The sequence below is a fragment of the Novacetimonas maltaceti genome (genome assembly GCF_002906255.1).
GTDB classification, from domain to species: domain Bacteria; phylum Pseudomonadota; class Alphaproteobacteria; order Acetobacterales; family Acetobacteraceae; genus Novacetimonas; species Novacetimonas maltaceti.
Genome location: NZ_POTC01000006.1, coordinates 93,135 through 109,301, shown reverse-complemented (window position 1 = coordinate 109,301; position 16,167 = coordinate 93,135). Strand labels below are relative to the sequence as shown.

Annotated in this window: 20 protein-coding genes; 13 read left to right on the top strand and 7 right to left on the bottom strand. The window is 65.9% G+C overall.

The annotated features are described in order from the left end of the window. Positions 1-246 (top strand): hypothetical protein (locus KMAL_RS17430; protein WP_219811421.1); only part of this gene is annotated, 246 nt, incomplete at its 5' end. A 260-nt stretch (positions 247-506) separates the two neighbouring features. Here KMAL_RS17430 and KMAL_RS04070 read toward each other — a convergent pair. From KMAL_RS04070 to KMAL_RS04045, 6 genes are all read right to left on the bottom strand, one after another. After that, positions 507-1,133 (bottom strand): hypothetical protein, encoded by a 627-nt coding sequence (locus KMAL_RS04070; RefSeq protein ID WP_110094484.1) that lies wholly within the window; start codon positions 1,131-1,133, stop codon positions 507-509. 535 nt (positions 1,134-1,668) lie between these two features. Further along, on the bottom strand, positions 1,669-2,349 hold the full coding sequence (locus KMAL_RS04065) for a hypothetical protein (protein WP_146044153.1): 681 nt from the start codon (positions 2,347-2,349) through the stop codon (positions 1,669-1,671). A 176-nt stretch (positions 2,350-2,525) separates the two neighbouring features. After that, positions 2,526-3,017, bottom strand: coding sequence for a hypothetical protein (locus KMAL_RS04060; protein ID WP_110094482.1), 492 nt, complete (start codon positions 3,015-3,017; stop codon positions 2,526-2,528). 324 nt (positions 3,018-3,341) lie between these two features. Further along, a complete protein-coding gene (locus tag KMAL_RS04055) occupies positions 3,342-3,842 on the bottom strand; it encodes a hypothetical protein (RefSeq protein WP_146044152.1) in 501 nt (166 codons plus the stop codon). Positions 3,843-3,854: 12 nt separating this feature from the next. Continuing rightward, positions 3,855-4,688, bottom strand: a complete 834-nt coding sequence (locus KMAL_RS04050; RefSeq protein ID WP_110094480.1) for a DUF1376 domain-containing protein — start codon at positions 4,686-4,688, stop codon at positions 3,855-3,857. Continuing rightward, positions 4,685-5,035, bottom strand: coding sequence for a helix-turn-helix domain-containing protein (locus KMAL_RS04045; protein ID WP_239019928.1), 351 nt, complete (start codon positions 5,033-5,035; stop codon positions 4,685-4,687). Before KMAL_RS04045 ends, KMAL_RS04050 begins: the two co-directional genes overlap by 4 nt. 556 nt (positions 5,036-5,591) lie before the next feature. On the opposite strand from KMAL_RS04045, the gene KMAL_RS04040 reads away from it, so the two are divergent. Then, positions 5,592-5,903 carry a hypothetical protein gene (locus tag KMAL_RS04040; protein ID WP_110094478.1) on the top strand — a complete coding sequence of 104 codons (312 nt, stop codon included), beginning with the start codon at positions 5,592-5,594 and terminating at the stop codon, positions 5,901-5,903. 78 nt (positions 5,904-5,981) lie between these two features. Here the strand turns inward: KMAL_RS04040 and KMAL_RS04035 are convergent, their stop codons facing one another. After that, positions 5,982-6,551 (bottom strand): TetR/AcrR family transcriptional regulator, encoded by a 570-nt coding sequence (locus tag KMAL_RS04035; RefSeq protein WP_110094477.1) that lies wholly within the window; start codon positions 6,549-6,551, stop codon positions 5,982-5,984. 466 nt (positions 6,552-7,017) lie between these two features. On the opposite strand from KMAL_RS04035, the gene KMAL_RS04030 reads away from it, so the two are divergent. From KMAL_RS04030 to KMAL_RS03985, 11 genes are all read left to right on the top strand, one after another. After that, entirely contained in the window at positions 7,018-7,230 is a 213-nt protein-coding gene (locus KMAL_RS04030) for a hypothetical protein (RefSeq protein ID WP_146044151.1), read from the top strand. 202 nt (positions 7,231-7,432) lie between these two features. Beyond that, positions 7,433-7,708 carry a hypothetical protein gene (locus KMAL_RS17160; RefSeq protein WP_167400112.1) on the top strand — a complete coding sequence of 92 codons (276 nt, stop codon included), beginning with the start codon at positions 7,433-7,435 and terminating at the stop codon, positions 7,706-7,708. Beyond that, positions 7,705-8,919 carry a PBSX family phage terminase large subunit gene (locus KMAL_RS04020; RefSeq protein ID WP_167400111.1) on the top strand — a complete coding sequence of 405 codons (1,215 nt, stop codon included), beginning with the start codon at positions 7,705-7,707 and terminating at the stop codon, positions 8,917-8,919. Before KMAL_RS17160 ends, KMAL_RS04020 begins: the two co-directional genes overlap by 4 nt. Positions 8,920-9,364: 445 nt before the next feature. After that, positions 9,365-10,783: a phage portal protein gene (locus KMAL_RS04015; RefSeq protein ID WP_110094473.1), complete on the top strand. Its 1,419-nt coding sequence runs from the start codon at positions 9,365-9,367 to the stop codon at positions 10,781-10,783. After that, entirely contained in the window at positions 10,780-11,841 is a 1,062-nt protein-coding gene (locus tag KMAL_RS17155; protein ID WP_180999736.1) for a DUF2213 domain-containing protein, read from the top strand. The genes KMAL_RS04015 and KMAL_RS17155 overlap by 4 nt, the downstream gene beginning before the upstream one ends. A gap of 390 nt (positions 11,842-12,231) precedes the next feature. Beyond that, positions 12,232-12,972 carry a structural cement protein Gp24 gene (locus KMAL_RS04005; protein WP_110094472.1) on the top strand — a complete coding sequence of 247 codons (741 nt, stop codon included), beginning with the start codon at positions 12,232-12,234 and terminating at the stop codon, positions 12,970-12,972. Then, positions 12,972-14,030, top strand: coding sequence for a DUF2184 domain-containing protein (locus KMAL_RS04000; RefSeq protein ID WP_110094471.1), 1,059 nt, complete (start codon positions 12,972-12,974; stop codon positions 14,028-14,030). The genes KMAL_RS04005 and KMAL_RS04000 overlap by 1 nt, the downstream gene beginning before the upstream one ends. A gap of 5 nt (positions 14,031-14,035) precedes the next feature. After that, positions 14,036-14,467, top strand: a complete 432-nt coding sequence (locus KMAL_RS17150) for a hypothetical protein (RefSeq protein ID WP_110913567.1) — start codon at positions 14,036-14,038, stop codon at positions 14,465-14,467. A gap of 8 nt (positions 14,468-14,475) precedes the next feature. Then, the gene (locus KMAL_RS03995) at positions 14,476-14,877 is read left to right on the top strand and encodes a DUF4054 domain-containing protein (RefSeq protein WP_167400110.1); all 402 of its coding nucleotides are present in this window, start codon (positions 14,476-14,478) and stop codon (positions 14,875-14,877) included. Between the two features lie 421 nt (positions 14,878-15,298). Then, positions 15,299-15,664 (top strand): hypothetical protein, encoded by a 366-nt coding sequence (locus KMAL_RS03990; RefSeq protein WP_110094469.1) that lies wholly within the window; start codon positions 15,299-15,301, stop codon positions 15,662-15,664. Then, entirely contained in the window at positions 15,631-16,167 is a 537-nt protein-coding gene (locus KMAL_RS03985; RefSeq protein ID WP_146044150.1) for a phage neck terminator protein, read from the top strand. Before KMAL_RS03990 ends, KMAL_RS03985 begins: the two co-directional genes overlap by 34 nt.

Genomic DNA, 16,167 nt, shown 5'->3' with positions numbered 1-16,167 from the left:
AGCGAGAGACAACTCCCAATCTGCTCAAAACGCAGACTGGACGCCATCGCAAAAACCGTCAATCAAATCGCCAAAACCCAGAAATTACCGGCCAAGCACATCAATCAAGGGTTCTTCGATCCCTCCACGGGCGACAGTGCGGCTGCTGACACTATTTCCTGCACCGGAGACATACGTATCCGACCATTTCTGGTTACTGCCAACCTTGCCATGCACGCCCTCGATCCAGATCTTTGTGCCGCGTGAAAGCGTAATATCGACCATCTCTTGTCCAATTCCGGCTGATTGCTGTAATCATATTATTATAGAATGTTTCATATTGTGCGAATACCCTTCCCGGAAAAAAATGTGCACTCCGCACATATTTTGTGGCGTGGCGCGTCACGCAGGTATTTCAGGGGGACAACGGCAGTAAATTGCCGCCCGGGTGTTGCATGCGCCGACTGCCTCAGGGGCGTTGCCCCTGAAACCCAACCAAAGGATATTCCCCTTTGGAAACCATGACCTTACTGAAACAGATCGGGGTTGCGGCTTTTCCATGTCATGATGGCCAGTTCCATTTCCGCGCAGCTTTCGCGCGACTGGAAGTCCACGTTTTCTTCCTCCAGATGCTGGTTGAATCCGTGGCAGAAGATGGTTTCCGCGATGCGGCGCATCCCCTCGACATCCCCGTCCTCTCGCGTAACGCGCGCCAGGGCGTTGCGGACTGTCAGGGCCCCGGCTTCGGCCGCCCTGTCATAGACGCTTGGCGGGGGCCTGGTGGCCTTGCCGGTCGCGATCTCATCCGCGAGCGCACGCAGCATGTCCATGCTCGACGTCATCAATTCTGTCGTGGGGGTGCCTGTCGCCGGACCGTTCATGCGTGCCTGCCGTTCGCCGGCATCGGCGGGAACGTGGGGTGTCGGCTGGTGGATTTCATGCGGGCCGGGCCGTTCATCCTGGCGCGGCGCGGGCTCCTGGCTTTGCGCGGCATCGGCCTGTATCTGCGTCCGGAGTATCCTTCTTGCCACGTAAGTAAACCGCACGGCACAGATGAGAGCCGTGATGAGCAGCAGGCTGCCTGTTACATGGCTGCCCGTGCTGATCAGGTAGAGTGAATAGAGGCCGATCAGCACGCTGAAGATGAATAACATGGTGTAGGCTCGTACTTCCGATGCGCCATGGGTCCGGAACAGGGGCGTTTTACCAGACCGGTCCGCAAGAAAATTCTGGCTGTTCCTGCCTGTGCCATTCACAAACAGAAAAGTAATTGCCGTTCCTGTTCTTGGAAATGTTACCCCACAACACCGTGTCGGTCTACCCTGCGCGAGGGGCAGGGTTCGGGGAGGCGCAAGGCGGGCGGGGCGCAGGCTGTCTGCTGTAATCGCGACAGTAACGGGATGGTTCGCACGCCGCGAAAATCCCTGCCCGTGTCCTCAGGGGCCTTGCCCCCGAGCCCCCCACCAAAGGGTATTACCCTTTGGAAACCATGATTTTTAAAACAGACCCGGATGGGTCATGCGTCGGTGGCCCGGCATTCAGGGGCGAAAGCGGATGATGGGGCGCCGCGTTTTTGCGCCCCATGGCAGGTTCCGGCACGATGGTGGCGGATCGTTGTTGGCGGGACCGGTCACGCTATGCCTTCGTTGCATAAGTATTCAGCAGCGCGATGGCCGCATCGTTACGGCGTTAGCTGACATCGCGCATGAAAGCAGGGTTCGCCAGGGCGGAGCGACTGACGGTCGCCAGTTCGGTTCGGAGCTGCTGTAGCAATCGCTTCTTGGTCTTGTTAAACTTGATCGCGGTGACGATCAACGCAAGGATGACCAAAGGAACAAGCATGATGATTACAGTCCCCACTACATGCCCCGCGAACGAATGGGGGGCGCCATCACTATTGTTCATCGAAAGCAGTATGAGCACCGTAATCGTAATCACCAGCATAAGGATCAGAAACCGGAATTTTTTGCGGTAGGCGGATATTTCAGGCTCTGCAAAGGCCTGGAACAGCGGCGTATTGGCGCTCCCCAGCCTGCCGGTAAAGGACGTGTCCCTGCCGGTGGTATAATTGCGGAACAGGATGTAATTTCCGCTGGAAATGTTCTGGAGGTTCCCCCAGACCATGGTGACTTCCTGACTTTCGCGGACTGCAAGTGGTTCCTTGATGATTTCCTGGCGTCCACCCGCGGTGGTGACCCAGAATTCACCGGCATCCTCTACGGTGCTGTTGACCGATAGTTGGTGATTGTTATTGTCCGAGGTGGACGAGGCCGAGACATGGGTTTCCGACCATTTCTTGACATCCGATACCGTGCCATGGACACCATAGAGCCACATAGGTGTTCCGTGTGAAAGAGTAATATTGATCATATCCTGCGTCGTTCCAGCTTGTTGCTGTAAATATAATTAACATAGATGTATCATATCATTATATAATGTTTCATATCGCTGGAAACCCATGGCGGGGAAAAAATATGCGGTTGAGCCATCTTTAATATGCCGCGTTGCCGGAGCCTGTATTCAGGTGTCCCGTTATCTGGCGGTTGTCATTGATGCGCGGCCCTGCGCCAGAACGTGTCCAGCGCACTCAGCCCCGCACGCAGCGTGCGCGTGCGCAGGCCGACCGGTTCGTCCATGCCGCATGTGGCGATGACGGCGCGGCGTTGCGGCGCACTCAGGCACGACAGGGCATCGTTCAGTTCCAGCACCGCCCACGTCACCGGGTCATGCCCGCCTGCCGGGCCACGCGCGGCCCCCGTGGTGGGGCGATAGGACTGTGTCAATGGCGTCTGCCGCGCCGCGCGTGCCCACAGGGCGCGAAAGCGCAGGCCCGCCCGATACTGCGCGGGATCGATGGCGCTGTTGGTGCGGTGGAACAATCGGTCGAGCATGCACTCGCACCGCACCCGGCGCACCGCCTGCGCCGGGGTGCGCGGCGTGGTGACGACCATGTCCGACACGACCTCCCGCGCCCGTGCGGCCGGGCCGGGTGCGCCCATGTCGGTACGTGGGGAGGCAGGGGAATGAAGGCGGGGCATGTGGGATACTCCTGAAAAGACATTATGGCACAAGGATGTTGAGGAAGTGGTGGTATGAAACACCCGGGCTCCGCCCGGACCCGGCAGGGATCGCGATCCCTGCACCCTGATTCACTAAAAGTCCTGGTTTCCAAAGGGTAATACCCTTTGGTGGGGGTTCGGGGGCAAAGCCCCTGAGGAGCAGTCGTCGCATGTAACACCCTGGCGCTGCCCGGACCCGGCAGGGAGCGTGCTCCCTGCACCCTGATTCGTTAAAAGTCATGGTTTCCAAAGGGCAATGCCCTTTGGTGGGGGTTCGGGGGCAAAGCCCCTGAGGCACGGTCCTCACCCCCTTTCCCGCAATGCCAGCAACCGCCGCAGCTGATGCTGCTCCGCACGGATGCGTTGTGCCGTCGGGTACAGCACGGCGTGCAGTTCGCCGGGCGCGGGCCAGCGTGCGCCGGCGGGGTATCCGTTGCGGGGCGGCTGTCGGCACCAGGCCATGCGGGTGGCGGGCGTCCATGCGCCAAGGGGGATGTCGGCGCAGACCTCGGCAATGGCGGCGGCCTGTCCCACGACCTGCGCGGGCGGGGGCGGGTTGCTGACCAGCGGGGCGAGCTTCTTCAGCCACGCGGCAATGACCACCGGCGGGGCGGGGCGCGCGGCGATGTCGGCATGGGCCATCTGCGTGCGCAGGGCGTGCAGGCGCGCGGGCGTCAGGTCGCGCGGCAGGATGGCCATGCCCGCGCGCGCCGCCGCCAGCAGTCCGCCGACATCGCCCGTCGCCGGACGCCACGTGCACCCGTCGGGCACGGTGGCGGGGGCGTGGATGTGCGGGCCGGTCATGTCGTGCATCGTTCAGACCCCCCGCAGGTTCGGGATCACGTCCCACGCCGCAAGGTGCGTGGCGCGCGCCGTGCCATCGCCGTCGGTGCGCTGGTGCAGGGAGGCCCGCACCCACGCCACCGGGTACGCCGGGCGCAATGCCAGCGCATCGTGCAGCACCCCATCAAGCAGCACCGCATCATCCCCCGCCATCTTCAGCCATTGTCCCACCAGTGCGCGCGCCTGCCGCGTGCCGCGCCCGGTCAGGTCGCCCGTGCGTGCGATCATCCCCGCCACGTCCCGCGCGCCGGATGCCGGCGGACGCGCCGCGTGGCGCGCGGCGGTGGGGTGACTCTCGCTCTCACTGTTGCTGTCCACGCCGGGTGAAACGCGTTTCGCGGGCATGTCCGCCGCCGTATCGGCGCGCGCATCACGCCAGCGGCGCAGGCGTTCGGCATCGTCATTGCGGCGGCGCTGCGCCCGGAGGCGGCCGACATGGGCGCGCACGGCCTCACGCGAGAGTAACGGATGGTACAGACGCCCGTCCGAACAGGCGACAAACCCGTCCAGCGCCCGCGCGCGCACCCGCCGCCACGCCCGCACGTCACGCCCGAAATCCGCCAGCGTCGCCAGCGCGCGATCGTCCATCGGCAGGCTGCCCGCCGGGACCTGGTTCCATGCCGCCCACCACAGCCGCAGCGCCGCGCGGAACTCCGCATCGGTGCAGTGGGTATACATCCGCCCGCAGAACAGCCGGTGCCCGAACAGGGGCATGAAGTCATACCCGCGCAGGTCGCATTCCGGCGGCGACAGCGGCGCGGGCGCATCGGCGCACGGGCCGGGGGGATGGTCGGGATGGCCGCTCATCCAAACATCGTCCGGCACGCCGGGCACAGGCGCAGGAAACGCCCGTCCGCAATGAACGGCGCGTCACAGTTCAGGCAGGTGCGCCGTACCTCGTCCGCGCGCAGGGTCGCATGCCCCGCCGCACGGTGCAGGCGCAGGTGCCGCAGCCGGGTCTCCATCGTCTTGACGTTCAGCTTCAGCCGCCGCGCCGTCTCCCGGTTGCTCAGGCCGCTCGCCCGCAGGCGCGCGACTTCCGGGTCCAGCCGCGACCAGTCAATGCGCGGCGGACGCGTGCGACGGACCACGCCCGGACGCACTGCCGCAGGCCGGGTGTGGGGGGCCGGACCTTCATCCGGCTTTGTGTGCATGTTTTTCATACAAACGGATGTGCGATAAATGTGTACGAAATGCAAGCGAAATTTTCGCACATGGGCGGGCGACAGTCTCAGGGGCTTTGCCCCCGAACCCCCACCAAAGGGCATTGCCCTTTGGAAACCGGGACTTTTAAACGAATCAGGGTGCAGGGAGCGCGCTCCCTGCCGGGTCCGGGCAGCGCCCGGGTGGTGCGTACGGCGACAGTCTCAGGGGCTTTGCCCCCGAACCCCCACCAAAGGGCATTGCCCTTTGGAAACCGGGACTTCTGAACGAATCAGGGTGCAGGGAGCGCGCTCCCTGCCGGGTCCGGGCAGCGCCCGGATGGTGCGTGCGGCGACAGTCTCAGGGGCGTTGCCCCCGAACCCCCACCAAAGGGTATTACCCTTTGGAAACCGGGACTTCTGAACGAATCAGGGTGCAGGGATCGAGATCCCTGCCGGGTCCGGGCAGCGCCCGGATGGTGCGTGCGGCGATGGCCTTTCACCTTGCGCCTTTGTGCATAAAAGTCGCACAATAAGGCTGCATGACAGACAGGCGGGAGGAGCGGCCATGCGGTGGGATGCGGCGATATGTGCGGATTATCCGGACTGGGCGGTGCGGTATGAGGCGCAGTTGAAGGCGCGTCTGGCGCGTCTGGGGCAGATCCGGGCGGAGCTTTCGGCCACCCGGTTCGAGGGTACGTATGACGGCGCGGACCTTCTGGGCTATCTGGAGGATGAGTGCGACACCCTGCGACTGGCGCTGGCGCGGGTGGAGGACGAGGTGGCGCAGCGCGCGCACGCGGCGGCGCAGGACCGTGCCGCCGATGCGGCCGACGCCGCGCGCGACCTGCGCCTGTGTGAAGGGGAGGCTCCCCCGTGATTCAGGCGGTACTGAGCCGTTATCCACAGGATTGTGCGTGAATCCTTCCCCAGAATCTGTGGAAAAGGGTGCCTGCCCCTATTGCGGCAGGGCGGCGCGCAGCGTGTGCTGCGCACGGTCCATCATGCGGCCGAACAGGCGCGGCGTGTCCAGCCCCTGCGCCAGCATCAGCGCGCCATGGATGGCGGCGATGGTGTCTTCGGCCAGGTAGGTCGCCTGCCCCCCGGTCACGCCCGCGCGGCGCAGCATGTTGCGCAGGGCGACAACCCAGCGGCGGAAGAACACCTCGATGCGGCGGGCGAACAGCGCGCGGGTCGCGGCCTCCTGCGTGAAGGCGGCGAACAGGCTGCCGCGCCGCCCCGCGCGATACCACTGCGTCACGGCGGCGAACATGCGTGCGACGGCCTCGTGCGGGGGGGCGGTGTCAAGCACCTCGAACACGTTGGCGCCGAACCAGCCCTCCACCTGCGCCAGGACCTGTTCGGCCATGTCCTGCTTCCCGCCGGGGAAGAAGTGGTACAGGCTTCCCTTGCCCTTGCCGGTGGCCTGGGTGATCTGCGACAGCGACGTGCCGGCATATCCGTGGGTGCGGAACAGTTCCCCAATCCGGGCAACGGTTTCGGCATGATCGGGAAGGGGGCTGCTCATGGGTGTCCTTGTCCGTTCTGGCGTCAGTCTCGCGCATGCAGGTTACAATAAGTGCAGCCCCAACGGAACGGACCCCCACTGCGTTGCACCTGTGCGCCACGTGACGGGCAGCGGGCGGAAGGCTTGACATTTGTGTTGCAAAACATAAACAGCGGGAAATAGGATAATTTCTGTTTGAAATTGAGTATTGGATCATAAAAATGCGCATTCATGATACATCTATGAAGAAAAGAAACGAAATCTGCGGCATTTTTATGCGGGCCGGCCTTTCGGGGATGGTATATGGTCAATGTTCATATTTGAAATGACACATATATGATGCCTCCATTATGGGGGTGGGGAGATTGCGGTCACGAATATTCGACCGGGACCCGGCGGGATGGCCGGATTATTTTCATGCGTTAACCTTTATTTATCCATATGGATGCAATTCATTTTTCAGGCGAGTGCGGGAGATATGCTGGTCATGAAGCATCATCATTTCCATGTCTGTGGCGGCCAGATCTGGACCCCGCTGTTCCGGGGCAGGGAAAAGCGGATCGTGCTGGAATGCAGCATCGGGCGGGTCGGGTTCGTGACCGACACGCAGCAGCCCGCGGACGGCATCATTTACGAGACGGTCAGTGATTTTCAGAAATGGGTCATGATCCACGAAGCCGCCGCGATCCAGTGGGATTGAGCAGGGCGGCCTGCGGCATGTTTTTTTCTTGAGGGATGTCAGGTTTCGCGACATAGTGCGCTTACTCGGTCAGGGGTGCGCCCCGGGGCCGTGACAGCCCGCGCAGCCCCCGGAAGTTGCAGCGATGCCGCCCGTTTTTCAAAAAGACGGGCCATTGCCCGGCCTGCGCCCTTTCATGAAAAAATGATGACGGAGGCCCCCCATGCCCGATCCCGGCGCGGGTGCGTCCCCGCAGCAGTCGCTTGAGGCGGTGCTGCGGACCCATCGTGACGTGGTGGTGGCGGCGCTGCTTGACCTTGCATGCCACGCGTCGAGCGAGGCGACACGCCTTGCCGCGCTGAAGGAGATGCTGGACCGGGGGTGGGGCAAGGCCGCCGCCCCTGCCGCCGACACGCCCCCCGCGCCGGTTGCGCCGACGCTGCTGATCGCGCCCGCGCTGCTGCGGCCGGATGTGGCGCAGGGGCAGGGGCGGGAATGACGGTGGTGCGTGTCGAAATCCCGCCCGCCTGCGCCGGCATCCTGCGTCCCGCGCGGTACAAGATCCTGTATGGCGGGCGCGGCAGCGGCAAGAGCTGGACGGTGGCGCGGGTGATCGTGGCCATGGCCGCCGCCCGCCCGATGCGCATCCTGTGCTGCCGGGAATATCACAGCTCCATGGCCGATTCGGTGCGGCGGCTGCTGTCGGACCAGGTCGCGGCACTTGGGCTGGGGCCGTGGTTCCGCATCCGTGAAAACCTTATGACAACGACGTGCGGTTCGGAAATCCTGTTCCGTGGGCTGGGCCGCAATGTGGAGGCGATCAAGTCAACGGAGAAGGTGGACCTGTGCTGGGTGGAGGAAGCCCAGACGCTCAGCCGCGCCAGCCTCGACATCCTTCTGCCGACCATCCGCGCGCCGGGGTCGGAAATCTGGTTCACCTATAACCCGGAGCGCGAGGACGCGCCGATGCACCAGATGATGTGTGCCCTGCGCGACGATCCGGACGCGATCGTGCGCCGGGTGGGGTGGCGCGACAACCCGTGGTTTCCCGCCGAACTGGACGCGGAGCGCCGCCGCATGCTGCGCCACGACCCCGATGCCTATGACCATGTGTGGGAGGGCGAGTGCCGCACCCGCAGCGACGCGGTGGTGTTTGGCGGCCATGTGGAGGTCGCGGCGTTTACGACCCCGCCGGATGCGCGGCTGTATTTTGGCGTGGACTGGGGCTTTGCGCGGGACCCGACGGTGATGGTGCGCTGTTTCATTGCCGACGACATCTTGCATGTTGACCACGAGGTGTTTGCCACGGGGGTGGAGATGGACGCGCTTGCCACCCTGTTCGACCGGGTGCCGGGATCGCGCGACTGGCCCGTGCGTGCCGATGCGTCCCGGCCGGAGACGATCAGCTACCTCGCCACGCGCTTTGGCTTTCGCATCACGGCGGCGGCGAAATGGCCCGGATCGGTGCAGGACGGCATCGCCCGCCTGCGTGCCTTCCGCCGCATCCGCGTTCATCCGCGGTGCGAGAATATCGCCCGGGAACTGCGGATGTATTCGTGGCGCGTGGACCGCCTGACGGGGGACGTGCTGCCGGTGCTGGCCGATGGGTGGGACCACGGGATCGACGCGTTGCGTTATGCGTTGGACGGCGTGATCCGCAACCGTCGGCGCATGCCCGCCTTTACGGCGGCGGCGTTGCGGGGGATCTGAACAGCGTCCCTCAGGGGCGTTGCCCCCGAACCCCCACCAAAGGGCATTGCCCTTTGAAAACCATGACGTTTTAGCGAATCAGGGTGCAGGGATCGTGATCCCTGCCGGGTCCGGAGCAAGCCGCCCGGGTGTTGCGGGTGGCGATGTCCTCAGGGGCTTTGCCCCCGAACCCCCACCAAAGGGCATTGCCCTTTGGAAACCATGACTTTTAAACGAATCAGGGTGCAGGGATCGTGATCCCTGCCGGGTCCGGGCAGAGCCCGGGTGTTGCGGGTGGCGATGTCCTCAGGGGCTTTGCCCCCGAACCCCCACCAAAGGGTATTACCCTTTGGAAACCATGACGTTTTAGCGAATCAGGGTGCAGGGATCGCGATCCCTGCCGGGTCCGGGCAGAGCCCGGATGGTGCACACGTCGACTGCCTCCACACGTTCAGGAAAAAACACGATGAAACACTGGTTCCACCGCGCGCCCACGCCGCCCCGCGTGCGGCGTGAACCGCGTGTCGTGCCGCGTGCGGACGCGATGCCGCGCTTTGGCCGGGCGGCGTCTGCCGTGCTGCCCGATGCGCGGGACGGGCTGCGGCCCTATGTCCCGCCGCCGGGGGTGCGCGGGGCGGGGGCGCTGGCGATGGACCGGGCGCTGTCGGGGGTGCATGACTGGGCCGGGGATGGCCTGGGCGATGGCGGGGGCGCGTTTGGCGATGCGCTGGGCTTTATCGGCTATCCCCTGCTGGCGCAGATGATGCAGCGTGCGGAGTTCCGCAAGCCGGTCGAGGTCATCGCGCGTGAGGCCACGCGCGAATGGATCCGCATCACCACGCCCGAAACCGACGCGCCGGACGATGCGCTGCTGTCGCGTATGACGCAGTTGCGTGCCGAGATGCGCCGCCTGCGCGTGCGTGAGGTGCTGCGCCGGCAGGTGATCCACGCGCTGGGCTTTGGCCTTGGGCATGTGTGGCCCGACATGGGCCAGCCGTTAAGCAGCGCGGGACAGGGCACGCCGCTGGTGATCGGGCCGAACGGCATCGCCCGTGGCGCGATCAGGCGTTTTCTGAATGTGGAGCCACTGTGGACCACGCCCGACAGCTATAACGCCGACATGCCGCTGCGGCCCGATTACTTTCGCCCGCGCGCGTGGTGGGTGCAGGGGACGCTGGTGGACGCCAGCCGCCTGTTTTCGATGGTGCCGTTCGAGGTCTCGGACATTTTCAAGCCCGCCTTCAATTTCGGCGGTCCCAGCCTGACGCAGATGCTGCGCACCTATGTCCACAACTTCCTGCGCACGCGCCAGTCCGTGTCCGACCTGGTCAGCAACTTTGCGACCAAGGTGCTGAAAACCGACATGGCCGGCGCGATGGGTGACGGGGACGACGGTCCCGCGCAGGTTGATACCGACAGCCTGACGGGCCGGGTGGAGGCGATGAATGCGTACCAGTCGAACCACGGCACCTTCGTCATCGACCGCACGCACGAGGATTTCGCCATCGTCGCCACCCCGCTTTCGGGGCTGAGCGAATTGCAGGCCCAGTCGCAGGAGTTCATGGCGTCCATCCCCGGCATCCCGCTGGTCAAGCTGTTCGGGATCCAGCCGGCCGGGCTGAATGCGTCGTCGGATGGGGAAATCCGGGTTTTCTATGACGAGATCACGGCATTTCAGGAGGCCCACATCGCCCCGGTGCTGGAGCGGATGTTCCGCATGGTGCAGCTGCACCTGTGGGGGGAGGTCGATCCCCGGCTGGATTTCGCGTTCGTGCCGCTGTGGCAGATGGACGATGCGCAGCGCGCGGACATCGACCATGCCCGTGCGCGCATCGACGCCCTGCGCGCGGCGGCGGGCGTCGCCCCGATGAAAGGACATTCATGACCGATATGCTGGCCCATGACCGGATCGGTTCGGTCCGTGTCACGGACGAGGACGGGAGGCTGTATGTCGCGCGGACCCATATTTCAAAGGCAGGCGTCAACACCTACCGGGGGTCGGAAATCCCCGGACATGCGGCGCTGGGGCTGCGGGCGGACGCTCTGTACCGACTGTTGCGCGCGCCCGACGAACTGGCGCGCGCGGCCCCGACGTTCAACGCCATCCCCGTGCTGGCGGACCATGCGCATGTGTCGGCGGACAACCCGCGCCGCGACATCACCGTGGGGGCGACCGGCACCGACTGCGCCTTTGCCGATCCGTATCTGGACAACGCGCTGGCGATCTGGGACGCGGCCGCCATCGCGATGGTGCGCGATGGCGGGCGGCGCGAACTGTCCTGCGCCTACCGCTATGACGCGGACATGACGCCGGGGCGGTGGCGGGGGCAGCCCTATGACGGGGTGATGCGCAACATTCGCGGCAACCATGTCGCCCTTGTCCCCGCCGGACGCGCGGGGCCGGACGTGCTGGTGGCCGATTCCGCACTACAGGAGAACATGATGGCACCCTTACCCGAACCCGATGCGACCTTCACGGTGCAGGTCATCGGCCACGCCCTGCGCACCGGGGCGCTGACGCCCGACACCGCGCCCGATGCGCTGTCGGCGGCGCTGCTGGCCGCGCGCGCGGAACTTGACGCAACACCCGCCAGTCCGCCCGACGCCCCGCCGGAAATGGCGTCCGACGCCGCCGTGCGCGACGCCGTGGCCCGCGCGCTGGAGGCCGAGCGCACCCGCCTTGGCGCGGTGGAGGACGCACGCCGCGCCGTCCGCCCGCTGGTGGGCGAGGTGATCGGCATGGACAGCGCGGATGCCATCTACCGCTATGCCCTGGGGCAGGTCGGGCATGACGCGGCGGGCGTGCATGCGTCGGCCCTGCGCCCGATGATCGATGTGGTGATCGGGACACGGCAGGCCGCCCCCGGCGCCGCGCTGGCTGCCGACGCCGCGCCGGATTTCAATGCCCGTTTCGGCGTAACCCGCGCGCCGCGCGTGCTGTAGGCGGCTTCCCACGCCCTGATCCGTTAAAAGTCATGGTTTCCAAAGGGCAATGCCCTTTGGTGGGGGTTCGGGGGCAACGCCCCTGAGGCAGTCGGTGCACGCAACACCCGGGCTCTGCCCGGACCCGGCAGGGATCACGATCCCTGCACCCTGATTCATTAAAAGTCATGGTTTCCAAAGGGCAATGCCCTTTGGTGGGGGGTCGGGGGCAAAGCCCCCGAGGCAGTCGGCGCATGCAATACCCGGGCTCTGCCCGGACCCGGCAGGGAGCGCGCTCCCTGCACCCTGATCTGATTAAAAGTCATGGTTTCCAAAGGGTAATACCCTTTGGTGGGGGGTCGGGGGCAACGCCCCTGAGGCGGTTTTACTGAACAAACATGGAGGCTGTACATGCCTTTTCCCAATACGGTCAATTACAACTGGCCCGTATCCTTTCCGGGTGCGTGGGCGTCTGAAAACCCGCGCCGGTCGGTGCTGGCGTGGGCGAATGGCCTGCGGGCGGGTGCGGGCGGCGTTGCTGTCGCGGCGTTTGCGTGGGTGCAGGCGGACGGGGCGTCGGTGCTGAACACGCCGCCGTCCGATGCGACGGCGACGGCCACGGCGGACGCCAGTGTCGCGGCCGGTGCGGTGTCGGCCATTGCGGTCACGTCCGGCGGCGCGGGCTATGAATCTGTCCCGACCGTTACACTGTCGGGCGGGGGCGGCAGCGGGGCGCAGGCCACGGCCACGATCAGCAACGGCGTGGTGACGGGCATTACGGTCACGGCCCCCGGCACGGGCTACACCACCGCGCCGACGGTCACGATCGCGGCCCCGGTGGCGACGCCCGCCGCACCTGACGGGTTTGTCGTGCGTGAACAGCAGGGGCTGATGACGCAGTACCTGCAGGAAGCGACGATGACCATCCCGCAGGGCTTCATGGTCACGCTGGCGGATGGGGGCGACGTGTTCTGCGCCTGCGCCGGTGACGCCGCGCGGGGGGACGTGGTCTGTGCCTCCACCACGGATGGGACGATTACCGCCACGGCCCCTGGTGCTGACGTGCCCGAAGGCTACGTCGCGACCGGCTGGCGCGTTGCCCTGCCTGCCACAACCGGCGGCCTGATCGCCATTACGAAAGCGGCTTCCTGATGAACGCATCCCTGTTTCGCAACGACGCGCCGGTGCTGGCGCGGCAGTATGGCATCCACCTTGACGGCGTGCGGGAGTATTTTCCCGAAGGCGGCCTCGCCATGGACGCCGATGGCGCGGTGACGGCGGCCAATTCCGGCATCCCGGCCATCTTCACCACCTATACCGACCCGGTGGTGATCCGCGCGCTGATCGCGCCGACCCGCGCGGCCCAGATCTATGGCGAGGTGCGCAAGGGCGACTGGGTCACCGACACGGCGATGTTCCCGGTGGTCGAACTGTCGGGGCGCACGGCGGCGTATGGCGATTACAGCGCGGACGGCGAGGTGGACGCCAACGCCAACTGGATCAGCCGCCAGTCCTTCCATTACCAGACCTGGACCCGCTGGGGCGAGCGCGAGGTCGCGCGCATGGGGGCGGCGCGCATCGACCTGGTGAACCAGCGCAACCTTGCGTCGATCTCCGTGCTGGGGAAACAGCAGAACCTGACCTACCTGTTCGGGGTGGCGGGGCTGGAATGTTACGGCGCGCTCAATGACCCGCAGCTTCCCGCCGCGATCCAGCCGCTGCCGAAGGTTTCGGCCAACGGCACGGCGACGGGGGCTGCCGACTGGCTGGCGATGTCCGACCCGTTGCAGTGCTTTGACGACGTGCTGCGGCTGTATGCGCAGTTGGTCACCCAGATGGGCGGCAACCTGACGCTGGAGACGCCGATGACGCTGGTCCTGCCGACCGAGCGGCAGCAGTGCCTTCTCTATGCCAACCAGTACAACGTGAAGCTGCGCGAACTGCTGTCCGAAAGCCTGCCGAACCTGCGCATCGAAACCCTGCCCGAAGCCGGGACCGCGCTGGGCGGTGGCATGGTGGCCAGCACGATGATGCAGCTTTTCGTCAACGAGGTCGAGGGACAGGCCAGCGTGTCCACCGGCTTTACGGAGAAGATGCGCGCGCACGCGGTGGAGCGTCACTCCACCTCCGTGCGGCAGAAGAAATCGCAGGGCACGTGGGGGACGCTGTGGTTCTACCCGCAGGCCTGCGCCACCATGACGGGGATCTGACGGATATGGCGACAGCGAACACAACGGTCACGGTCCTGTGCCGCATGCCCTCCGGGCTGGTGCTGGACCTGTATGATGATGCGATGCTGGCCGCGCGCGCGGGGGAGATGCGGCGCGGGCATGGCGCGATGGCGCCCCCGGTGCCGCGTGCGTCGGTGCGGCTGGCGGGTGCGCGGCGTGACCCGCGTTACCACCCGCGCGACAACCGCCTGCTGGGCATGGCGGGCCGGACGGAGGTGCCGGCCGAGTTCTGGACCGCATGGTGTGCGCAGAACCCGGACTTTGCCCCGTTGCGCAACGGCCTGATCGCGGCGGAACGCACGGCGGATCGCGCAACATCGTGGCTGCGGGAACATGGCGGCACGCGCACGGGGCTGGAGCCGCTGGACCCCGATGCGCTGCCGGTGGTGGGCGTGACCCGTCGCGACGCGGCATGAGTGGCGGCGTGGCGTTCGATTACGCAACATGGGCGCAGCGTTTCCCGCTGCTGGCGGCGCAGGTGGGCGCCACGCAGGCCGCCGCATATTATGCGCAGGCCACGCTGATCCTCTCGCCGCGTGCCCGCACCGCGCAGGATATGGCGCGGCGGGCGGTGCTGCTGAACCTGCTGGTGGCGCATGTCGCGCAGCTGGAATTGCAGGTGGCGCAGGGCAACGGCCTTGTCGGGCGGGTCAGTGACGCCACACAGGGCAGCATCACCGTGCGCACCCAGATGGAGGGGCAGGGCGCTTCCGCCGCGTGGTTCAACCAGACCTCCTACGGGGCGCAGTTCTGGGCCATGTCGCGCCGCCTGCGCCTGGCGCGCTATGTGCCCGGATGGCCGCAGCGGGCCGCCGTGTGGCCGTGAGTATGAGGGCGACACCCGGGCTCTGCCCGGACCCGGCAGGGAGCATGCTCCCTGCACCCTGATCTGATTAAAAGTCATGGTTTCCAAAGGGCAATGCCCTTTGGTGGGGGTTCGGGGGCGAAGCCCCTGAGGCAGTCGGCGCATGCGACATCCGGGCTCTGCCCGGACCCGGCAGGGAGCGCGCTCCCTGCACCCTGATCTGATTAAAAGTTCTGGTTTCCAAAGGGTAATACCCTTTGGTGGGGGTTCGGGGGCGAAGCCCCTGAGGCAGTCGGCGCATGCGACACCCGGGCTCTGCCCGGACCCGGCAGGGAGCGCGCTCCCTGCACCCTGATTCATTAAAAATCGTGGTTTCTAAAGGGCAATGCCCTTTGGTGGGGGTTCGGGGGCAACGCCCCTGAGGGAACAAGGACCAACCGACATGAACCTCTTTGGTGCGGCCTGCGGGGCGGTGGGTGCGGTGGGGCCGGGTGTTCCGGCCATGCTGAAGCTGTCCACCGGCAGCGCGGGCAATGCGGACTTCACCCGCACCGCGCAATATCGCGAGGTCCCGGCGACGATCTGGGTGCAGGCGCTGTCGTCGGACGAGTTGCAGCATGTGGGCGACCTGAGCCAGCAGGGCGCGCTGCGGGTCGTGTATGTCGCGGGCGTTGTCGGCGGCATGGACCGCGCGGCGGGCACGGGCGGGGACGTGGTGAATTTTGACGGCGCGGACTGGCTGGTGGTGCGCCAGATGGAACAGTGGGGGACGGCATGGTCGAAGCTGATGGTGCGCCGCCAGACGTGACCGAGGGCACGGTGCTGGCGGCGCTGGGGCAATGGCTGTGCGCCACCCTTTCGCTGTCGGCGGACGCGGTGATGGTGGGGCAGGTCAACCGCGTGGCCCCGCCGTGCGGCACGTTCGCCATCATGACGGTGGCGGGGCGTGGGCGGATTGCCACCAACCGCACGACCTATGGCGCGGGATGCCGCACCGTGTGGATGCAGCAGCGCATCGACGTGCGCGTGGACCTGCATGGCGCGGGGGCAGGCGATGGTGCTGGGCGTGTGGCGCTGCTGTTTCGTGACCCGGCCTGCGCGGACTTCCTGGCGGGGTTCGGGAGCATCGCGCCCCTGCATGCCGACCCGCCGGTGCAGCGCGATTTCGTGTCCGACGCCGCGCAGTACGAGGACACATGGCAGGTCACGCTGTCATTGCAGGTCAATTCCACAGCGACCTTCGCGCAGGAGTTCGCGGACACACTCAATGTCGGGATTTTCGAGACCGACGCAACCTTTCCACCGGAGTAA

Coding starts and splice junctions, on each gene's coding strand:
- KMAL_RS04070 (WP_110094484.1), bottom strand. CDS start 1,133: ATGTTATTCATCTTCAGCGTGCTGATCGGCCTCTATTCACTCTACCTG.
- KMAL_RS04065 (WP_146044153.1), bottom strand. CDS start 2,349: ATGATCAATATTACTCTTTCACACGGAACACCTATGTGGCTCTATGGT.
- KMAL_RS04060 (WP_110094482.1), bottom strand. CDS start 3,017: ATGCCCCGCCTTCATTCCCCTGCCTCCCCACGTACCGACATGGGCGCA.
- KMAL_RS04055 (WP_146044152.1), bottom strand. CDS start 3,842: ATGACCGGCCCGCACATCCACGCCCCCGCCACCGTGCCCGACGGGTGC.
- KMAL_RS04050 (WP_110094480.1), bottom strand. CDS start 4,688: ATGAGCGGCCATCCCGACCATCCCCCCGGCCCGTGCGCCGATGCGCCC.
- KMAL_RS04045 (WP_239019928.1), bottom strand. CDS start 5,035: ATGCACACAAAGCCGGATGAAGGTCCGGCCCCCCACACCCGGCCTGCG.
- KMAL_RS04040 (WP_110094478.1), top strand. CDS start 5,592: ATGCGGTGGGATGCGGCGATATGTGCGGATTATCCGGACTGGGCGGTG.
- KMAL_RS04035 (WP_110094477.1), bottom strand. CDS start 6,551: ATGAGCAGCCCCCTTCCCGATCATGCCGAAACCGTTGCCCGGATTGGG.
- KMAL_RS04030 (WP_146044151.1), top strand. CDS start 7,018: ATGAAGCATCATCATTTCCATGTCTGTGGCGGCCAGATCTGGACCCCG.
- KMAL_RS17160 (WP_167400112.1), top strand. CDS start 7,433: ATGCCCGATCCCGGCGCGGGTGCGTCCCCGCAGCAGTCGCTTGAGGCG.
- KMAL_RS04020 (WP_167400111.1), top strand. CDS start 7,705: ATGACGGTGGTGCGTGTCGAAATCCCGCCCGCCTGCGCCGGCATCCTG.
- KMAL_RS04015 (WP_110094473.1), top strand. CDS start 9,365: ATGAAACACTGGTTCCACCGCGCGCCCACGCCGCCCCGCGTGCGGCGT.
- KMAL_RS17155 (WP_180999736.1), top strand. CDS start 10,780: ATGACCGATATGCTGGCCCATGACCGGATCGGTTCGGTCCGTGTCACG.
- KMAL_RS04005 (WP_110094472.1), top strand. CDS start 12,232: ATGCCTTTTCCCAATACGGTCAATTACAACTGGCCCGTATCCTTTCCG.
- KMAL_RS04000 (WP_110094471.1), top strand. CDS start 12,972: ATGAACGCATCCCTGTTTCGCAACGACGCGCCGGTGCTGGCGCGGCAG.
- KMAL_RS17150 (WP_110913567.1), top strand. CDS start 14,036: ATGGCGACAGCGAACACAACGGTCACGGTCCTGTGCCGCATGCCCTCC.
- KMAL_RS03990 (WP_110094469.1), top strand. CDS start 15,299: ATGAACCTCTTTGGTGCGGCCTGCGGGGCGGTGGGTGCGGTGGGGCCG.
- KMAL_RS03985 (WP_146044150.1), top strand. CDS start 15,631: ATGGTCGAAGCTGATGGTGCGCCGCCAGACGTGACCGAGGGCACGGTG.